The sequence below is a fragment of the Peribacillus sp. S4 genome (genome assembly GCF_046715815.1).
GTDB classification, from domain to species: domain Bacteria; phylum Bacillota; class Bacilli; order Bacillales; family DSM-1321; genus Peribacillus; species Peribacillus frigoritolerans.
On sequence record NZ_CP175708.1, the window covers coordinates 2213420 to 2231275 of the forward strand.

13 protein-coding genes are annotated in these 17856 nt (G+C 41.1%); all 13 read left to right on the plus strand.

Translation table 11 applies throughout. The annotated features are described in order from the left end of the window. Positions 1-273 precede the first annotated feature (273 nt). The 13 genes from ACJ9PY_RS10595 (at position 274) to ACJ9PY_RS10655 (ending at position 17066) form a co-directional block, all read left to right on the plus strand. Positions 274-1743, plus strand: a complete 1470-nt coding sequence (locus ACJ9PY_RS10595) for a helix-turn-helix transcriptional regulator (RefSeq protein WP_063576522.1) — start codon at positions 274-276, stop codon at positions 1741-1743. A gap of 538 nt (positions 1744-2281) precedes the next feature. Beyond that, on the plus strand, positions 2282-3958 hold the full coding sequence (gene hutU / locus ACJ9PY_RS10600) for a urocanate hydratase (RefSeq protein WP_063576521.1): 1677 nt from the start codon (positions 2282-2284) through the stop codon (positions 3956-3958). Continuing rightward, on the plus strand, positions 3955-5253 hold the full coding sequence (hutI, locus tag ACJ9PY_RS10605; RefSeq protein WP_063576520.1) for an imidazolonepropionase: 1299 nt from the start codon (positions 3955-3957) through the stop codon (positions 5251-5253). The genes hutU and hutI overlap by 4 nt, the downstream gene beginning before the upstream one ends. Before the next feature lie 499 nt (positions 5254-5752). Beyond that, positions 5753-7075 (plus strand): MFS transporter, encoded by a 1323-nt coding sequence (locus ACJ9PY_RS10610; RefSeq protein ID WP_411739969.1) that lies wholly within the window; start codon positions 5753-5755, stop codon positions 7073-7075. A 442-nt stretch (positions 7076-7517) separates the two neighbouring features. After that, positions 7518-7670 carry a hypothetical protein gene (locus tag ACJ9PY_RS10615; protein ID WP_164468791.1) on the plus strand — a complete coding sequence of 51 codons (153 nt, stop codon included), beginning with the start codon at positions 7518-7520 and terminating at the stop codon, positions 7668-7670. Positions 7671-7884: 214 nt separating this feature from the next. Then, positions 7885-9270: an MFS transporter gene (locus ACJ9PY_RS10620; protein WP_411739970.1), complete on the plus strand. Its 1386-nt coding sequence runs from the start codon at positions 7885-7887 to the stop codon at positions 9268-9270. Between the two features lie 81 nt (positions 9271-9351). Continuing rightward, complete coding sequence (gene hutH, locus ACJ9PY_RS10625; RefSeq protein WP_411739971.1) at positions 9352-10911, plus strand: histidine ammonia-lyase; 1560 nt, start codon at positions 9352-9354, stop codon at positions 10909-10911. 94 nt (positions 10912-11005) lie between these two features. Then, entirely contained in the window at positions 11006-12130 is a 1125-nt protein-coding gene (gene solA, locus ACJ9PY_RS10630; protein ID WP_411739972.1) for an N-methyl-L-tryptophan oxidase, read from the plus strand. 261 nt (positions 12131-12391) lie between these two features. After that, a complete protein-coding gene (pxpA, locus tag ACJ9PY_RS10635) occupies positions 12392-13150 on the plus strand; it encodes a 5-oxoprolinase subunit PxpA (protein WP_411739973.1) in 759 nt (252 codons plus the stop codon). Positions 13151-13271: 121 nt separating this feature from the next. Next, a complete protein-coding gene (locus ACJ9PY_RS10640) occupies positions 13272-14411 on the plus strand; it encodes an NRAMP family divalent metal transporter (RefSeq protein ID WP_106026592.1) in 1140 nt (379 codons plus the stop codon). Positions 14412-14501: 90 nt separating this feature from the next. Continuing rightward, the gene (locus tag ACJ9PY_RS10645) at positions 14502-15293 is read left to right on the plus strand and encodes a putative hydro-lyase (RefSeq protein ID WP_063576514.1); all 792 of its coding nucleotides are present in this window, start codon (positions 14502-14504) and stop codon (positions 15291-15293) included. A 22-nt stretch (positions 15294-15315) separates the two neighbouring features. Next, positions 15316-16074 carry a 5-oxoprolinase subunit PxpB gene (gene pxpB / locus ACJ9PY_RS10650; protein WP_411739974.1) on the plus strand — a complete coding sequence of 253 codons (759 nt, stop codon included), beginning with the start codon at positions 15316-15318 and terminating at the stop codon, positions 16072-16074. Beyond that, entirely contained in the window at positions 16071-17066 is a 996-nt protein-coding gene (locus ACJ9PY_RS10655) for a biotin-dependent carboxyltransferase family protein (RefSeq protein ID WP_411739975.1), read from the plus strand. Before pxpB ends, ACJ9PY_RS10655 begins: the two co-directional genes overlap by 4 nt. The last annotated feature ends 790 nt before the right edge of the window (positions 17067-17856 follow it).

A 17856-nucleotide genomic window follows, 5' to 3' on the forward strand; every position in this document is an offset into this window, starting at 1 on the left:
AAAGAAACATCATTGGAAATCATAAGGTTTCCATGATGTTTCTTTTTTTATTTTCATATAGGAAATACATATATATGGGATGGAAATACCGGTTGAGCATGTCATCATTCAATCTAAATCGAAGGTTCTGGCCAATAAGACTTGTTTGTAGTTTTCGGCGGGATTAGAATGGAGATACAAGTGCTTTCGAAAAGACAAGGGGTTCCTTTTCTTTTCATGTACAGACATCATATTTATTCATTATAGGAATAACAGCAGAAATGAGGTGATGATGTGGAAATTCATTTGGTGGCAAAAGATGAGATTGAGGCTCAAGGAATTCGTTGGATCGTGGAGTCCCACCTGACGGGAGTTAGACTGATTTTATGGAAAACGATTGAAGAATTTGAAAAGGGCATACGCAATCAGCAACCTGAATTCGTTATTTTGGATATGGATATTTGGACGGATGAAAGTGAGGCGATGGGTGTTTCGTTAAAGCGGAGGGGAATTCGTTGGTTAGGGATTTCATCTGAGCGAATCTTTCAAACGGCTTATCGAGCCTTACGTTTTCGTGCTGAAGATGTTTTATTCCGTCCTTTTTCTTCGGCGGATTTGGTAAAACATATCCAACAATTACGTTTTCAATTGAGAAATGGTCCAGGTCATATCTCGTCAAACACCATGGATGATGAGAATGCTCTGGATATTGGGTATCCAGATTTCTTCTTGACAGATCGGAAGCATGAAAGCCGTATAACCATGGTCGCTTTCTTGACACCTGATAACAAGACCCTTCCATTAGTTTATGATGAACTGCAACGATATTCTTTTACTGGGAAGAATCAAATCTTCGCTTTATCGGATTTTATTTTATGTGTCCAGGAAACAAAGGAAATGGAGATATATAAGGAAGAGCATCAGGCCTTCCTTGCCCATTGGAAAGAAAGAATGGATGAGCCCCTTGCCATCATAATAAAGGCGGCAACATCAGATGAGTCTTTAAAAAGGATGTATCAGCAAACTCGTGAATTTACGAGACAAATCTTTTTTGATGGATATGATATCATCTTAGCCGAAAGTCAACAGACTTCCCCTCGAGAGATGGATCCCTTCCTCACTCCTCTTGAACAAAGACTATGGATAGAAATGCTCGAGCGACGGGATGCGAAGGCCATCAGGAACTGGATTGAGCGTGAATTCCTTACTTTCGAACGACCATACCCCGACCCGGAAATCGTTCGTATCCGCCTTACAAGCGTACTTGCACAGATTCGCAGGCATATGAAATCATACAACTTGCAGAATGCTTCCCTGGAAGCCATATACTATGATGTATTTCAGCAAATTGTACATAAACCTGTCATCCATCAAATAGTGAAAGAGCTGCATGCGTTCACCACTCATATGCTTCTGCAGGATCATGGACAATTACAGGAAGGGGCACGCACAATCAGCGAAAAGGCAAGGGAACTGATCGAGTCCAACTATTGGGACGCACAGTGGAATCTAGCGAGTTGTGCAGATACTCTGCGAATCAATAAAAGTACACTCAGCCGTCGATTTGCGGCCGAATCCGGCGAGTCTTTTCGAAATACGCTGCACCAAGTTCGAATTAGGGAAGCTAAACGTTTATTAAAGGAAACGGATTTATCATTGGAGGAAATCTCACAATTGGCCGGCTATTCACATCAAACCTATTTCAATGCCAAATTCAAACTGCTTGAAGGTTGTACACCATCAGCATATCGGTCTGGCTTATAAAAAAGGACGATTCAATAAAATGAATCGTCCTTTCAGTTTGTAGACAAAAGGGGTTCGGATTAAAAAATTCCAGTTGACCTTATTAAAAAGAATCATGTTAAGAAAGCATCCTCATCATTTCAAGTTTTATTAATGCTATATTAAAACAATGAAGACTTTAGGCAAAAGGGTTATATCTAAATGTTAAAACAAGTTGATTGGAGCGGATGTTCGAGACTCCTGCGGGAAAAGCGAGTCCAGGGGAGACCCCGCAGGCGCAAAGGCGCCGAGGAGGCTCCCGGACCGCCCGCGGAAAGCGAGTGCCTGGAGAGGAAATCAAAGTTATAGTTTGTCTACAGTCTTAAAAAGGGCGATTCAATAAATGAATCGTCCTTTTTTATTTATTTCATAACAATGTAATTATTGAAATTATTCATAAAATAATAAAGTTAACTACAAAAAAGTAAAATAGATTATAAAATAATCATTAAACTATAATTAATTATTCTGAATTTTTCTTATAGAATGAATATATAACAAAAACAAGGGGGAAATGAAAATGAACACGATTACAAATAAGGTTATCCGATATACTGGAACAGAATTGCATACTAAAGGATGGCAACAAGAAGCAGTGCTTAGAATGCTTATGAATAATTTGGATCCTGAAGTTGCTGAACGTCCAGAAGATTTGGTGGTATACGGAGGGATTGGGAAAGCAGCTCGTAACTGGGAATGCTTTGATGCAATCGTCAAATCACTAAAAGAGCTTGAAGAAGATGAAACTTTACTTGTCCAATCAGGGAAACCGGTGGCCATTTTTAAAACGCATTCGGATGCACCACGTGTCCTGCTTGCAAATTCAAATATCGTCCCTGCATACGCGAACTGGGAAACATTCCATGAACTTGATAAAAAGGGATTGATGATGTATGGGCAGATGACAGCAGGCAGCTGGATATATATCGGATCTCAAGGGATCGTACAAGGTACATACGAGACCTTTGCCGAGCTTGCAAAACAACATTTTAATAACTCGTTAAAAGGCACCATCACTCTAACGGCAGGTTTAGGCGGAATGGGAGGGGCACAGCCGCTGGCAGTTACGATGAACGGTGGAGTCTGTATCGGGATCGATGTAGATGAGACAAGAATTGACAGGAGGATTGAGACTCGTTATACCGATGTGAAAACGGATTCATTGGATGAAGCCATTCGTTTAGCGAATGAAGCTAAACTTGCAGGGAAAGCATTATCGATTGGTTTGATTGGGAATGCTTCAGATATTCTTCCGGAAATGATCGCAAGGAACTTCATTCCTGATGTCTTGACGGATCAAACTTCGGCCCATGATCCGCTAAATGGATATACTCCTTCAGGTCTGTCAATGGTGGAGGCTGCAGAATTACGGAATGCAAATCCAGAAGAGTATATTAAACTCTCTAAAGCTTCAATGGCCAAACATGTAAGGGCGATGCTTGAAATGATGGAAAAAGGAGCTGTGACGTTTGATTATGGCAACAATATCCGTCAAGTTGCGAAAGATGAAGGGGTAGAGAATGCTTTTGACTTCCCGGGCTTCGTTCCAGCTTATATCCGTCCGCAATTCTGTGAAGGTAAAGGTCCATTCCGTTGGGTCGCTTTATCTGGAGATCCAGAAGATATTTATAAAACAGACCAAGCCATTTTACGTGAATTCGCTGATAATGAACATCTATGTAACTGGATTAGAATGGCTCAAGACAAAATCCAGTTCCAAGGTCTTCCGTCCCGTATTTGCTGGCTTGGTTATGGGGAGCGCGCCCGTTTTGGTAAAATCCTCAATGATATGGTTGCAAGCGGTGAATTGAAGGCCCCGATCGTGATTGGGCGTGACCATTTGGATTCTGGCTCTGTCGCTTCGCCGAATCGTGAAACGGAAGCCATGAAGGATGGTTCCGATGTAGTGGCTGACTGGCCGATCTTAAATGCAATGGTGAATGCTGTGGGCGGTGCAACCTGGGTTTCCGTACATCATGGTGGCGGCGTAGGAATGGGTTACTCCATGCATGCAGGCGTTGTAATTGTGGCAGATGGCACAAAAGAAGCAGCAGCCAGGATTGAGCGAGTGTTGACAACGGACCCTGGGATGGGTGTAGTACGCCATGTTGATGCAGGATATGAACTTGCAGAGGAAACAGCCCGTGAAAGAGGTATTAATATCCCGATGCTTGATAAAGGAATTGATAAAAAATGACAAAGCCAATTTGGATAAAACATGCCGCTCAACTTGCTACCCTTACCTCTGAAAGGAAAGGTCCGCGTTCCAAAGAGGCAATGTCGGAGCTTGGTTTGATAGAGGATGGAAGTATATGGATGGAATCAGGGTTGATCCAAGCTGTCGGGACAACCAAGGAATTGGAAAAACTCTATGCTGATAGAATGCATGAAGCTGAAGTCTTTGATGCAACTGGCCATTTGGTGACACCTGGGTTAGTTGATCCACATACGCATGTTGTATATGGCGGGAGTCGGGAACGTGAATTTGAAATGCGGCTTGAAGGCGCAACATATATGGACATTATGAACGCAGGTGGGGGCATTCATGCTACCACCCGTATGACAAGGGAAGCAAGTGAAGAAGAATTGATGGAGCAAACCACGCGACGACTTGATTCGTTTCTCGCTCATGGCGTGACTACAGTAGAAGGTAAAAGCGGCTATGGAATGAATTTGGAAACCGAATTAAAGCAGTTGCGGGTGATGAAGAAGCTACAGGAAGAGCATCCGATTGATCTGGTTCCTACTTTTATGGGTGCCCATGCGGTTCCAAAGGATTATAAAGGCCGCGAGGATGAATTTGTCGATCATCTGATTAATGATATGCTTCCAATCGTCTCTGAAGAAAAGCTTGCAGAATTCAATGATGTCTTTTGTGAAAAGGGGGTTTTTACCCCTGAACAATCAGAGCGGATTTTAAAGGCGGGGAAAAAGTACGGCTTGATCCCTAAAATTCATGCTGATGAAATTGAGCCATACGGTGGAGCTGAATTAGCTGCGAAGATAGGAGCCATTTCAGCTGAGCATTTGTTAAAAGCTTCCGATGAGGGGATTACTGCTATGGCGAAGTCAGGCACGATCGCTTGCTTGCTTCCAGCCACTGCCTTGTATTTACGGGAAGAAGCGGCCCCTGGACGACGAATGGTTGATGAAGGAGTGGCTGTTGCCATTTCGACCGATTGCAATCCCGGATCTTCACCGACGACATCCATGCCGCTTGTCATGAATCTGGCATGCATTTCGATGCGGCTTACCCCTGCAGAAGCTCTTACGGCGGCGACATACAATGCTGCTTGTGCAATCAACAGGCAAGAAAGGGTCGGATCCCTTGAAGTCGGAAAACAAGCGGATGTCGTTTTATGGAATGTTGAAAACTATCAGGAGTTGCAATATTTATTTGGGGTCAATCACGTTAAGTCTGTATGGAAAAATGGAGTGCAAGTAGTGAATGATAAAGTGAAGACTGATACCAAAAGCCTGACTGGTCTATAAAATTCACTAATAGAAGAGAGTCTATACCCATCGAACCATAATTAGGTTGACCGGATCTCTCATGAAACGCCAATTTAATGAACTTTAATCTATGTATCAGGAGCCTCTTTATATCCGCTGGAATTTTGGCGGATGTAAAAAGGCTTTGATACGTACAACATGATCTAACAGGATTCCGAATTGCCAAAGCAAGAGATGTATCTGATATTTCAGTTGCACGGGTATACATGCTTCTATCCATGGTGGAATGCCTATTAATGTGTTTTTTAATATTTTACTAGAATTTGGCCAGTATCCGATTGTCATGCAAATTGATTTTTTCTGTCTTGATTCGAGCTTCTCTACGGGGAGCGAAACAGTCAAGACCAGGGTATTCATGGCTGCAATTTATTACAGGCTGCATAATGCAGACTAGTTTCAGGGTTTTAAGATTACTGTTTTTTTATGTTTAAATTCAGTCAGTATTGCTGCTCTCTAACTTACATCAAGGAGTGATTACATGTTGAGAAATAACTATCGTTATTTTATCATTTTTATGATTATTGTTATTACAATCATAAATTATATTGATAGAGGTGCACTTTCATATGCCCAAGCTGAAATAATCAAGGAGTTCAATTTAGATCCAGTAAGTTGGGGAGCCATACTGGGGTATTTTGGATATGGTTATATATTCGGTGCACTATTTGGTGGTGCTTTAGCAGATAAGAAAGGTCCTAAATTCATGTGGATCATTGCCGGAACTACGTGGTCTTTTTTTGAAATTGGGACAATCTTCGCAGGTCACATAGGTGCAGCATTATTTGGAGGCTCTGCCTTGGCAGGATTTGCGGTGTTTCGTGTTTTATTTGGTTTAGCTGAAGGACCTACCTTATCAACGATGAACCGAACGATGGCAAACTGGGTATCTCCTAAAGAAAAAGGGTTTGCTGTAGCACTTGGATTAGTTGGAACGCCAATTGGAGCATTAATTACTGCACCCATCGTAGTAGGTCTTCTAACATTCACTAACTGGAAAGTAACATTTGTTATTCTCGGTATATTAGGCTTTATTTGGGTAGTAATCTGGAACAAAGTATTTACAAACTTACCTGAAGATCATCCAAGAGTCTCGAAAACCGAACTCGAAGAAATTCGAAGAGCAGATATTTTAATAAAAGGTGAGACGAAATTAGACGAACAAATAAATGTACCATGGTACCATTTTTTTAAGAACCCTACGTTAGTATTTAATGCAATTGGATATTTTGCCTTTTTATATGTAAATATTTTATTACTTACATGGACCCCAAAATATCTGCAAGATGAATTTAATTATTCACTTTCTTCTCTTTCATATATTGGTATGATTCCCTGGGTAGGAGCTATTATCACTGGATTATTAGGTGGTAAAATCTCGGATATATTACGCAGGAAAACAGGGAATTTACGTATTGCCAGATCTTGGTTCACAGTAGTCTCCTTATTTTGTACTGCTGTATGTTTTATGTTGATTCCGACTGTCGAGAGTGCGGCGGCCGTACTTGCTTTAATGTGTATAGGAAATGCCTTTAATTATTTACCTAATTCCATTTATTGGATCGTGGTTCTGGATACAGAACCGAATAAAGCTGGTACATTTGGCGGGGTAACTCATTTCATTGCCAATCTGGCTACCATTATTGCCCCTACCTTAACAGGAAGTCTTGTCGCCATATATGGATATAATGCCATGTTTATTGCAGCATCAATAGCCGTCACGATTGGCATGATAGCCATGGTTTTCGTGAAGCCTGGCAAACAAGGTAACTCATCGGAAACCACCAATAATATGGTTAGCTAAGATAAGGCATAAATGGATGTATATTGATTACGGATTATGTATTTCACTTTCAGAAGAAGTTTACAAGAGGAGCATCCGATTGATCTAGTTCCTACTTTTATGAGAGCCCATGCGGTTCAAAGGATAAAATAATAGCCGTGAGCATGAATTTGTCGAGTAAAAACCCTCTTTAACGCCATTTTTGAAGAGTGATTCTAAAAACTGACCTTTAAGAATCACTAAAAAAGATCAGGCCTTGATCTTAAGTCAATATCTACCCATTTCAGCAGATGAATTGGGCTTTTAGAAGTATTTATCCATTTGTAATGGTGTTGAATAGTAGGATGGTGGTTTATCATCCTACCCATTGGCAGCACTAAACACTTTACCACTTTACAGTGAGATTAAATGAAAGTGTTTTAAGGAATTCGTGGAAATGAATCTTCCATGTGGAGGGAGTTTTATGTGGATAATCACTATCCATTCGAAAAATGGCATAAAAATGTTTGAGTTTAGCACAGAAAAGGAAGCAAGGGATAGATTTGAGGTAATGGAAGGCTGTAAAATCCTTAGTGAAGTCATTTATTTCAATGATAAACAATTGATTGAATCTTAAACTATATTTTCATATATTAGATAGAAATTAAAAGGTAGAATGATTTGATATAGTTTATAAAAAGAGTATATTTTTATAATATTCTTTGCTAAATTTTTTTATAGTATTAACCTTAATCGTTCCATTCAATTTCTTCGCCACTCAAGCGTGTTACAGTTCTGGTGTTTTTTTTTGAATCAATATATCTGATAAATCAAAAAATGGAGGAGATTCTTTGAACGAACAAAAATTCACGATTGACGATGCCCCGTTTAATAGGTTTCATTTTCGAATTGCAGGACTCACATTCGGTTCCAGTTTTTGTGATGGCTATTCTCTAGGGATCATTGCGATGGCCCTGACAGTATTCGGGCCTCAGATGAATATGAATTCATTGTGGACAGGGCTGATCGGCAGCTCTGCTTTAATCGGTCTGTTTGCGGGATCTTTAATACTTGGAAGACTTTCTGACCGTGTAGGCCGACAGAAAATCTTTCTCGTAAACTTTTTACTCATCACGGTAGCTACCATTTTACAATTTTTTGTTAGCAGCCCGGAAGAGCTTTTTATTTTACGGTTGCTGATTGGTTTTGGACTTGGAGGGGATTACGCTGTAGGTACGACTTTGCTTGCCGAGTTTTCTCCCAAAAAGTATCGCTCCTCGCTCCTCGCGTCTATAAACGTAGTGTGGACGCTTGGATATGTTGCATCAAACTTTGTTGGTCATTACTTGGGCCAGGTTGGTTCAGACTCATGGCGTTGGATGCTTGTCAGCGCAGCCATTCCGGCAATTGTGGTTTTAATCTTAAGAATAGGAACGCCTGAATCACCAAGGTGGCTTGTCAGCATGGGACGTGTCGAAGAAGCTCGCCAAATTGTAAAAAAACACCTTGGAGCGAACGTTGAAATGGGAGAAACGGCGACTGGCACAGAAAATCAAAAGACTCTGGGGTTTCGTGGGCTTTTCAGTAAAAGGCTTCGTAAGCGGTTGGCTTTTGGTGGAATATTCAAATTGACTCTCGTTATTCCATACTTTGCCATTTATACTTTCCTGCCTTCCATCCTTAGTACAATGGGGTTTGAACAGAACTTTTTTGCCGATACCATGTTAAATCTATTCTTGCTTGTTGGGGCAATTATTGGTCTTTGGCTGCTAGCAAAATTTTCTCGTAGAGGATTTACCATCGGGGCCTTCACGATACTTACTGTTTCATTGTTTTCACTCAGCTTCTTACACAATGGTTCTCAATTCTTAATGTTGATAGCCTTCTTGATCTTTACTTTTTTCATGTCAGCAGCATCGAACCTTACACTAGTATACCCAGCAGAGCTTTTTCCAACTGAAATCCGTGGCTCGGGAATAGGTATGGTTACGGCAATTAGTCGGATTGGTTCTGCGATTGGAACATTTCTGCTGCCTGTTTCTTTAAGTTCATTCGGATTAAGTGCCTCAATGGCAGGAATGGCAGCCATTCTGCTGGTGGGCTTGATCGTATCGATAGCCTGGGCACCTGAAACGAAGAATCTTTCATTACATGAAGCAAGTGACCCATTGCTAGAAACGGAGAATTCTCCGAAAGGAACCGAAATTCCCTTTACGAAAAATGAAAAAATAACATAAGATAACTTCCAGTAAATAAATGAGAAGGACCAAAACTTTTTTCTCCTTCTTGATAAGTCATAGGAGAGGAGATGTATAAGGATGACAACTGCCGATTGTTTACAACCGAAGGATATTAAAGAGGTTGTACTAGGTGATGGTGAAATCTCAATCGAAGAGGTAATTGCGGTTGCAAGATATGGGGCGATGGTTTCCTTTACACAAACATATTGTGATAGGGTGAATAAATCACGTAGCTTAATAGACAAGTTTTTAGATGAAAATCGATTGATTTATGGTGTAACTACGGGTTTTGGCAGTAATATGACCGAGGTGATTTCTCCAAAGGACGCAGAAACCCTTCAACGGAATATTGTTCGTTCACATGCCGTTTCTGTTGGGGAAACTCTTGAAAAAGAAGTCGTAAGGGCCATTCAGTTGATGATACTAGTGAATTTAGGCCAAGGGTATTCAGGAGTTCGTTTACAGGTATTAAATCTAATTGCTTCACTATTAAATCACGATATCATTCCGTTTGTTCCAGGTGATGGGTCAGTGGGGTATCTTTCTCCAGAAGCTCACATGGCCTTAGTGGTGATGGGTGAAGGGGAGGCATGGTATGAAGATGAGCTCATACCTGGCATGGAAGCTTTAAGGAAAGCGGGATTAGCACCTGTTACGTTAGGTGCTAAAGAAGGATTGGCACTTACAAGCGGGACTACTTCCGTCACCGCGATGGCTGCCCTGGCTTTATACAATAGCATGCAGGCGGCGAAAACCGCTGACATTACGGGAGCCATGTCCTTAGAAGTGCTGAAAGGTACTATAAAAGCATTTGATCCTCGTCCCCACTCATTGAAAAAACATGAGGAACAGGCTAAGACAGCCAGAAATGTATCAAGGATTCTTGAAGGCAGCCAAATCATTGATACATACAAGGAACATAGATTACAAGATGCACTTAGCTTACGATGCATTCCACAAGTCCATGGAGCCATAAAAAGAGTATTGAAAGACGCTGCTGTATCAATCGAGAATGAAATGAACTCTGTAAGTGACAATCCTCTGATTTTTCCTGAAGAGGAAGATGGAATTGGCCTGATGGCTGGGAATTTTGATGGTTCATTTGTTGGGATTTATGCTGATGCGATATCCATAGCGTTAGCAAACTTAGCAAAAATAGCAGAACGCAGAATAGATCGCCTTGTAAACCATCACCTTAGTGAATTACCTAATTTCTTAGTGGTTAATCCAGGTTTAAATAGCGGCTACATGATTCCGCAATATACAGCTGCCGGGCTATTAAATGAAATCAGGGTGCTCTCGCATCCAGCGACAATAGATAATATCCCTACATGTGCAAATCAAGAAGACGTGATAAGTTTTGCCTATTTTGCTTCGAGGAAAGCATATCGGATTTCGAAGAAACTTGAATATATTTTAGCCATTGAACTGATGACGGCAACGCAAGCAATGGATTTTCATCTACCTTTGAAACCGTCACCGGTTACGGAGGAGGTATATCATTTAGTTCGGAGCGAAGTCCCGATGGTTGAAGAAGATCGCTTTTTTCATCCTGACATTGAAGCGATTTATAGGCAAATTCATGAAGGGGAAATAGTGAAGCTCGTTGAAAGGGAGATTGGGGAAATAGAGTTCTAAAACCATGTGGAAGCTGTTTTACTTTATTTTATAAGGTAAAATGGCTTCCTTTTTTTAAAATGAAGGACCATATTTAAAGGAGGAGGGATGAAAGATGCATTATGATGTAATTGTAATTGGAGCTGGATCCATGGGTATGTCTTCAGGTTATTATCTATCAAAAAAAGGACAAAAAGTATTATTATTGGACTCCTTTGCTCCTCCTCATAATAAGGGGAGCCATCACGGGGAAACAAGAATTATTAGGCATGCTTATGGTGAAGGCAGGGAGTATGTTTCCTTGGCACTTAAATCACAAAAGCTTTGGGGTGAATTGGAAAGAATTTCAGGGCAACCATTATTTCTTCCAACGGGGGTCCTGAATGCCGGAAGCCAGAATTCCACTTTCATTAAACAAGTGAAAGCAGGATCAAAGGAATATGGTTTACCTATGAAAATATTGGATTACCATGAAATTCATGATAGGTGGCCAGGAATAACACTGCCGGAAGACTACATTGGGTGCTATGAATCGACTTCGGGTGTGTTGAAAAGTGAAGAGTGCTTAAGGGCGTATCAACAACTTGCGAAATCCCATGGTGCCGACATCATTGTAAACAGTGAAGTAAGGAAGATAGTTGCTCATGGTAACGGGGTCACGGTTATAACGGATGAACAGACATTCCACTCGGAGTCTTTAGTGGTCACAGTTGGGGCGTGGGCACCGAAAATATTGGCGATGTTAGATTTGAATCTCCCGCTGGAACCCATCAGAAAAACATTTGCCTGGTTTCATGCAAATGAAAAATTATATAATCATAATGATTTTCCGGCTTTTACTTTTGAGACTTCAGTTGGTACATATTATGGCTTTCCTAGTATAAATGGTTCTGGACTGAAAATAGGGAGACATGATGGAGGACAGCGGATCAATCCTGATGGCTGTATCAAGGGTTTTGGTGAATTGGATGAGGATGAAGGAGATTTGATGAGGTTTTTAGGGCAATATATGCCTGCTGATCAAAAAATGAAATATGGGAAAACTTGCATTTATACCATGACCCCTGATGAGCATTTTATAGTGGATAAACATCCTTATTATCCACATATTGCTATAGCCGCAGGTTTCTCTGGACACGGTTTTAAGTTCAGCAGTGTCATGGGAGAAATTTTGAGTGACTTGATTATCTCCGGTACGACCAAGGAAGATATTTCATTGTTTTCGATTAACCGATTTTGAATTAATAGACTCCAAACTTAAAAGCTGTAATCATGGCCGTTGCTTTCTTACAAAGGAAACAACGGCTTTTTTGTATCAAACTGTAATGTTAGGTTTTCTAACAAAATATTGTCGAAATAATTAAAATATGCTAGAATGAGAATATTCCGAAATATGAAACTGTGGTTCCGAATTTCGGAACGTGTGCATTATATTGATTGAAAGAGTACTTACATATTTTTATGGTTTACTAAAATTTCCGTTATTAAAGGAGAGGGTAGTATGAACAAGGTTGATTTGAATTGTGATTTAGGAGAAAGTTTTGGCGCTTACCGGATGGGTAATGATCAAGAAATTTTAGATTATGTAACATCTGTCAATGTAGCTTGTGGATTCCACGCTGGTGATCCGACAGTCATGAGAAAAACGGTTCAGCTTGCTTTAGGGAAAGATGTCAAAATCGGAGCCCACCCAGGTTTACAGGATTTAATAGGATTTGGCAGACGCAATATGAATATTTCACCACAGGAAGCTTATGATATTGTCGTCTATCAAATTGGAGCATTAAATGGCTTCCTGCAATCCGAAGGCGGAAGTATGCAGCATGTGAAACCGCATGGGGCTTTGTACAATATGGCCGCAAAGAACAAGGAATTATCCATGGCCATTGCCGAAGCGGTATATAAAGTGAATCCCGAACTTATCTTATTTGGTTTGTCGGGCAGTGAATTAATACGCGCCGGACAGGCTATCGGATTGCAAACAGGGAGTGAAGTATTTGCCGATCGCACCTACCAACATGATGGTTCATTGACTTCCCGCTTGGAAAAGGACGCACTGATTGAAAACGATGATGTTGCGGTTGCCCAAGTCATTCGCATGGTGAAGGAAGGGAAGGTACTGTCCCAGCAAGGCTCAGATGTGGCTTTAAAAGCAGATACCATTTGTATTCACGGGGACGGGGCACATGCTTTATCCTTTGCACGGCATGTTAGGGAATATTTGCAATTATCTGAAATAACAGTCAAGTCCTTTTCTTGAAAAAAACTAAACAATCAGGAGGAAGATTCCATTGGAGCCAATCAAAAATACAACAGCACAGAAAAAGAATTTGACTAAGCCAAAAACGAACCGCACTTTATTGTTAGGTGCAGCATTCCTAATGGCAACATCGGCAATTGGACCAGGTTTTTTAATGCAAACGACCGTTTATACCCAAAGCCTTGCGGCAAGTTTCGGTTTCGTTATCCTTATTTCGGTCATTCTTGATATATTTGCCCAAACTAATGTATGGCGGATTATTGCTGTATCCGAAAAGCGGGGTCAAGAGATTGCAAACATGGTCCTTCCTGGGCTGGGTTATGTACTGGCAGCACTGATCGTCATGGGCGGGCTGGCATTTAATATTGGAAATATAGCAGGAGCCGGATTAGGTCTGAATGCGATGACGGGAATATCCCCAACTACGGGGGCGGCAATAAGCGCAGTCATTGCTGTACTGATTTTTGTAGTGAAAGAAGCAGGAAAAGCGATGGACCGTTTTACGCAAATCGCTGGATTTTTCATGATTTGTTTGATGATTTACGTTGCTTGGACAACCTCTCCTCCTGTAGGAGAAGCGGTAGTGAAGACCTTTGCCCCTGATAAAATCGATATTATCGCCATCGTTACATTAGTGGGCGGATCTGTAGGCGGCTACATTACTTTTGCGGGGGGCCATCGTCTATTGGATGCAGGAGTGAAGGGCGTTGACTCATTACCTCAGGTCACGAAGAGCTCGGTAATGGGGATATTGATCACGACAGTCATGCGCGTTGCGTTATTTCTTGCAGTACTTGGTGTTGTATCGAAAGGTTTACAAATTGATCCGGGTAACCCTGCAGCTTCCGTTTTTCAGCTCGCTGCCGGTGATATAGGATATAAAATCTTTGGTGTCGTCATGTGGGCTGCAGCGATCACTTCTGTTGTTGGAGCGGCATATACTTCGGTTTCATTTATCAGAACTTTCAGCGAAAAGATAAATAATAAGGCAAACTGGATAATCATTGGCTTTATAGCCGTATCGACCATTTGCTTTCTATTGATTGGCCAACCGGTTAAAGTATTGCTTATAGTTGGGGCCATTAATGGACTGATTTTACCAATTGCTCTTGGAACATTGCTTATTGCCGCATATAAGAAAAATATCGTGGGTGATTATAAGCATCCTTTATGGTTAACGATTTCCGGTGTATTCGTGGTTGTCATCATGGCGTTGATGGGCGTATATACATTAATGAAACAACTGCCAGCACTTTTTTAATGATCAATGAAAGAAAATCCAATAAATATAGGTGGAAATGGCGTGCCGGTTTGTCACTTTCTTCCACTTCGTAATAGGAGATGAATACTAATGATCGACCTTTCTCAAGCTACCCCGGCTGAGTTGCGTTCAATGATTCGAAACAACGAATTGATAAAGCCGACCGCTGGCATGGCTAACGGTTATGCACAAGCGAACTTAGCCATCTTAAAAAAAGAGCATGCTTTTGATTTCTTATTATTCTGTCAGCGTAACCCTAAATCCTGTCCATTGCTGGATGTTACGGAAATTGGTTCACCCATTCCCGCATTTGCAGCGAGGTCTGGGGATATCCGCACCGATATTCCGAAATATAGGGTATATAAATATGGAGAATTAGTGGAAGAAGTAACGGATATCTCAAACTACTGGGAAGAGGATATGGTTGGATTTTTAATTGGGTGCAGCTTTACATTCGAACACGCCCTTTTAAACAATGAAATATCGATTCGTCATATTGAAGAGGGATGCAATGTACCAATGTATAAAACCAATATCCCTTGTATTGAAGCAGGGATTTTTCATGGGAAAATGGTGGCTAGCATGAGGCCGATTCCACAAAAGGATGTGGTGAGGGCAGCTCAAGTGACATCGCGGTTTCCGGCCGTTCATGGCGCTCCAATCCATATTGGCGACCCTGAAGTGATCGGTGTTTCCAGCATTCAGCATCCGGATTTTGGTGATCCAGTAACGATTCGTGAAGGGGAAGTCCCAGTATTTTGGGCATGTGGTGTAACACCTCAATCCATTGCTATGGAAACTAAACCGGAGATCATGATCACGCATGCACCTGGATATATGTTCATAACGGACATTCGTGATGAAAAATTAGGAGTTTTATAACTGACAGAAAGAGATGATTCCTATGCCGGAAAAGCTTTTGAATAAAACTGCATGTACACTTTCTCCATTAGGCGATTCCGCAATCGTGATAACATTCGGGAATGGAATGGAATACAGCGTTCACAAAAAAATAAAATTGTTAAAGGATTTGCTGGAAGATGAACCTTTTGCAGGGTTTATAGAATGTGTACCGGCTTATACCAATTTGACGGTTTTTTATGATCCACTGGTTATTTATAAGGAACAAAATAAAAGCAATGGTAATGAAACCATATCTCCCTTTGAAGTGGTCCGTTCCATCTTGGAAATGAAATTACAGGATTTAAAAGAAGATAAGAAACTGATACATCGAACGGTTACCATTCCCGTGTGCTATGGGTATGAATATGGACCCGATTTGGAATATGTTGCACGCTATAATGATTTGACTACTGATGAAGTCATTCATATTCATTCAACCGGTGAATATTTGGCTTATATGATTGGGTTCGCACCGGGTTTCCCGTTTCTTGGCGGACTTTCAGAGAACATCGCGACACCTAGGCGTTCCTCTCCCCGAATGACCATTCCGGCAGGGGCAGTAGGGATTGCCGGTATGCAAACGGGAGTATATCCCATATCAACGCCTGGTGGATGGCAATTGATCGGACAAACGCCAACCAAACTATTTTTACCGAATGTAAATCCTCCAAGTCTATTACATGCAGGGGACATTGTGAAGTTCCATCCGATTACGGATCAAGAATATAAAGAAATGATTCTTAAGGAGGGGATACAGTGAGCCTGCGCGTAATCAAACCGGGTTTATTGACCAGTATACAGGATCTTGGAAGAAAAGGATTCAAGCAACATGGGGTGATTGTAAGCGGCGCGATGGATGCACATTCTTTACGAATTGCCAATATGTTGGTTGGCAATGAAGAAGGAGAAGCGGCCTTGGAAATTACTTTAATGGGTCCGACCATTAAAGTAGAGAAAAATTGCCTGATTTCGATAACAGGTGGAAATTTATCACCTACACTTGATAATAAGGTGGTACCGATGTGGAAGCCCATTCTTGTGAAAAATGGATCGATTCTTCGATTTGAAGGGTGTAAATCAGGTTGCAGGGCGTACTTAACTGTAGCGGGAGGCTTTGCTATTCCTGAAATTATGGAGAGTAAAAGCACATATCTAAGGGCTGAGATTGGCGGCTATATGGGGAGGGCATTAAAGGCTGACGATGTCTTGCAGTTTAATGAACCTTCGATGAATCTTGATGATCGAACGTTTAAAGGTTCATTTACCTTCCCAAAGTGGTTTGTCAATGAGAAGGAGTTCATGCCAGGAGGAAAACCTCACATCCGTTTCATCGATGGAAGCCAATATGAATATTTCACAGATTCAAGTAAAGATAGTTTTGTAGAGAGGTTATTTAAAGTTTCCAATCAATCCGACCGCATGGGATATAGAATATCGGGCCCTGCACTGAAATTAAAGGATAATGGGGAGTTATTATCTGAAGCGGTTACAAATGGGTCAGTTCAGGTTCCTCCAGATGGAAATCCGATCATCCTCCTTTCAGATAGCCAAACAACGGGCGGATATCCTAAGATAGCTCAGGTGATTACGGCGGATTTACCAATTATCGCTCAGGTTAAACCAGGGGAATCGATTCAGTTCTCACGGGTGAATTTAAAGGAGGCTGAACGGCTGTTCCTTCAAAAAGAACGGCAATTGAAGGAATTGAAGGTTTCAATTTCATTGGCCTTGAAAAAATGGCTGGATATATAATGCTTCTACAATTAACAGACTGTAGGCAAACTCGATGAAAATCGAGTTTGTCTACATTTTTTTATAGCTTGTACAATTTGACGTTGATTGGAACGTAAGGCTCGCTTTCCGCGGGCGGTCCGGGAGCCTTCTCGGCTTTCGCCTGCGGGGTCTCCCCTGGACACGCTTTTCCCGCTGGAGTCTCGAACACCCGCTCCAATCAATTTTGTTTTACCTTTTAGATAGAACACTTTTGCCTAGAGTCATTTTTGTTTTAAAATAGGTCTATTAAAACTTGAGGTGAAGAGGATGCTTTCTAAACATGATTCTATTCAGCGAGATCAACTTGAAATGATTACTTTAGATCAACTGGTGCCACCGAACCATATTGGTTGGTAAAATTGAGGCTTCCTTGACTTCACTTTCATTTATGACTTGGTGAAAGATATGTATTCAGAGGTAGGACGCTTATTTTTCATTCATTATACCTTCGATATTCGTTCTATGTGTAAAACGATTGAAGAAGCTGAAACACATATGGATTACCGTTGACCTTATGTCTGCAAACTGGAGAAAGTACTCTTAAAGAGTGCTTTCTTTTTTGTTTCATTAAACAAAGTTCATGATAAAGAAGGTCCCTTTCTTCCACTATGTCCAATAATGTCTTCCAAAACCGGTTTGCAATTCGAAAGTGAGGAGAGGTTGACATGCATTTTTTCTTCAAAAAAATCTTGAAACCCAACATCCTCATAATTACTTATTTACATTATTACCCCAATCCCAAATAAGAAGTTATGAAATTAGAGTGAAG

Coding starts and splice junctions, on each gene's coding strand:
- hutH (WP_411739971.1), top strand. CDS start 9,352: ATGACAACTGCCGATTGTTTACAACCGAAGGATATTAAAGAGGTTGTA.
- ACJ9PY_RS10645 (WP_063576514.1), top strand. CDS start 14,502: ATGATCGACCTTTCTCAAGCTACCCCGGCTGAGTTGCGTTCAATGATT.
- ACJ9PY_RS10610 (WP_411739969.1), top strand. CDS start 5,753: ATGTTGAGAAATAACTATCGTTATTTTATCATTTTTATGATTATTGTT.
- hutI (WP_063576520.1), top strand. CDS start 3,955: ATGACAAAGCCAATTTGGATAAAACATGCCGCTCAACTTGCTACCCTT.
- pxpB (WP_411739974.1), top strand. CDS start 15,316: ATGCCGGAAAAGCTTTTGAATAAAACTGCATGTACACTTTCTCCATTA.
- hutU (WP_063576521.1), top strand. CDS start 2,282: ATGAACACGATTACAAATAAGGTTATCCGATATACTGGAACAGAATTG.
- ACJ9PY_RS10615 (WP_164468791.1), top strand. CDS start 7,518: ATGTGGATAATCACTATCCATTCGAAAAATGGCATAAAAATGTTTGAG.
- pxpA (WP_411739973.1), top strand. CDS start 12,392: ATGAACAAGGTTGATTTGAATTGTGATTTAGGAGAAAGTTTTGGCGCT.
- ACJ9PY_RS10640 (WP_106026592.1), top strand. CDS start 13,272: ATGGCAACATCGGCAATTGGACCAGGTTTTTTAATGCAAACGACCGTT.
- solA (WP_411739972.1), top strand. CDS start 11,006: ATGCATTATGATGTAATTGTAATTGGAGCTGGATCCATGGGTATGTCT.